The sequence below is a fragment of the Vibrio sp. 10N.261.46.A3 genome, from assembly GCF_041472995.1.
GTDB lineage: Bacteria > Pseudomonadota > Gammaproteobacteria > Enterobacterales > Vibrionaceae > Vibrio > Vibrio coralliirubri.
The window spans coordinates 1-2,673 of the sequence record NZ_JBFRRH010000062.1; the positions used below are offsets into that span (position 1 = coordinate 1).

2 protein-coding genes are annotated in these 2,673 nt (G+C 40.8%); both read right to left on the minus strand.

Translation table 11 applies throughout. The annotated features are described in order from the left end of the window. Positions 1-176: 176 nt before the first annotated feature. Entirely contained in the window at positions 177-1,085 is a 909-nt protein-coding gene (locus AB4484_RS14920; RefSeq protein ID WP_372078955.1) for a replication initiation protein, read from the minus strand. Between the two features lie 674 nt (positions 1,086-1,759). Next, on the minus strand, positions 1,760-2,275 hold the full coding sequence (locus AB4484_RS14925) for a hypothetical protein (RefSeq protein ID WP_372078958.1): 516 nt from the start codon (positions 2,273-2,275) through the stop codon (positions 1,760-1,762). Positions 2,276-2,673 lie beyond the last annotated feature (398 nt).

Below are 2,673 nucleotides of genomic sequence, written 5' to 3' on the forward strand. Positions count from 1 at the left end.
TTTTAGCGTAATCTCAACCTTCTAATAATATAACGTGGTCTCAATAGCAGAAAACGAAACCCAAAAGAGCCGTAGACCGCTAAGAAGACAATGCCTAAATCTTAGCGGTCTATGCTAGAAAGCAAAACAGCCCTAAAAAGGGCTGTTATCTGATATAGCTTGTTTCAGTCTAAATTCTAAAGATTGCCGTTTTTCTTTTTGTTGTAATAAGTAGCTCGACTGATACCTAATGAAATCCAAGGTTTTGTTTGAGCTTCACTGGTTGCATTAGTCGGTCTACCGCCCCCCTTTGAAACCTTACCGCCTTTTGCACCTTTCTTAGCATGCCATTGGCTTTTCTTCTCAGGCGTGAACTCTCGATACGTCCAGTTAGCGATCGACTTGGCTATCGCTTTCACTTCTGACACAGGCAAAGGCACTTTAAATTGGGCGTTAATGGCTTCCACTTGGTCGTAAACAGCCGAGTTCCACTGACGCTTGTAGTTAGGCGCCCAAAACTCTCGAATCGCTTTATAGCTCCACTGACGAACCGTATCAAACAACTCACAATTACGACCTAAGCCAGAAGATTCAACTCCTTTCTTTGGATGACCTTTTAAATCGAGATAATCCGCAAGCTCATCTAGCGTGTATTCATGCTCAGTCCAGAACTCTGTTTGCCAGTGACTATGTAACGGGTTTTTAGTTAATAGTCCTGCAAAACCTCTATCAGCTTGTAACTTCTCAGTCATGGCTGACTCAATGGCAGCTAGGTACCTCATCGGCTCAAGGTGAGCCATATCAGAAGTACATACCGACACTTTCAAGCGGTAGCTAAGATGACCATGCGCGTTCTCAGGTGTCTTAGAAGACCAATATGGCGGTGGGAGGTCGTTGTCGTACCAAGCTAGAACCGCGCCTTGTCGGTCAATATCAAAGATCAGATAAGTGACCAACTTCGGTTGATTCACTTGCAGATACTTCTTATTTATCGCTGTGCTTTTGGGGCGTATGTAAGTGACACCGAGTTCATCGGTGCAATACGGTTTATGAGGAAGTGTCTCGATTATATCGAGTTGGAGAGCGTTTGATTGTTTAGCTTTCACACATACCTACACTTAGGCAGATATGATTTGTTGGTTTTAGAAAATTCATTAGGTATAATTATCCCATAGTGTATCGCCCCGAACTCTCGATGTCTGCCAAGATCATTACGAGGTTTGGGGCTTTCCTTTATCTGGGGTTTATCTTACGCCTCAATACCTTGCTTCGCAATTTCCCCTTAGAACTTTTGCTATCGGATACAAAAAAGGCCGCTATAGCGACCTTTCAAAAATCATTGTCCTACCGAAAAACTGCACTTCGCACTAAGTGCCATTATGGTAAATTCCAATCAGCGGTAAATCTTTTTGTATTTCGCCCAAACCAACAATTAATATCAGAAGGTCTCGTTATATTATGGGGGGATAACCACAGGATGCTTGGGTATGGTTCCCATTCCCCGTTAGATTGATCATGTGGAACATGGAGTGAACGAAAAACCACACCATCAACTGTACCTAACAGTTCAGAAATCGGAAAATGAGACCTTCCCGCTCCAGACATACTACCCATACTTCTATTCCGCAAAATATGGATTGAACAATCCCCATAAATTAAAGGGAATCTATTATAAATAGATGCTGAAAGTTTGATCATTCCCCACTCCAAGTAGAATGATTGCAGTTGCACCTTCACTGAACCGTAGGTTGTTTTTATATCACACCAATAGAGATCATCTCTAGACATTAAAAGTTACCTTAATACAAGCCACATCGATATCATAAAACCGAGCTAAAGCCCTCTTTGCATCTTTAATGCTTAACTTTAATTCTTCTGATTTATCTACAACTGACAAGTCGGAGAACTTCTTCCATTCAAAATCCAGTGATATCAATTTACTATCAGTACCAACTTCATACGCCAACTGGTCCTGAGTATAGTATCCAATGGGAGACTGCCCCCCCCATTGGATATTAGTCCCTGGCTCTACATGAGCATATCGATCAAACGTTATAATTTTCCTATCGCCCGATTCTATATATTTCTCATGATTTAATTCTAAAATCAAAAATGCATCCCGATGTTTGTCATCAGGAGTGTCCCAACGAGTTCTAGCACCATTTTTGTTTTTAGTGCAAATCAGATAGTCGCAGCGCTCAATGCTGTTCGCTGACGCCCTCCAATATCCACAACCTCTTTGCCCAACAAAATCATCTAAGTTATCAGTCGTCAGGCACACCATGTAATGCGGCATAAATCACCTCTAAATAAACCAAACAATAGCGCAATGATTATACAAACAATAGCACAAGAATTACAAGAAATAGCGCATAAATATCAAAAAAAGAAAAACAATAACCCAAAGATTGACATATACAAAGAAAATACAGATGAGCACTAAAAAAACCAGTGTTTATTATTCCTATTATGGTAAATGCACGAGTTAGCTATCAAAAATACCTCCTAGAAGCCCCTCACGCAGCCTGTAAGCCGTTTTAAGCAACAAACTCTACCTTATCCACACAAATCCACTCTGAAAGTTAATTTCACTACCTGAGGGCTTTACAGTGCGAATTAACATCTTTTGAACTCACAACAAAATCACACCGTAACGCCCATAACTGACACTTTTCCTATGAGATTGTGATTTCT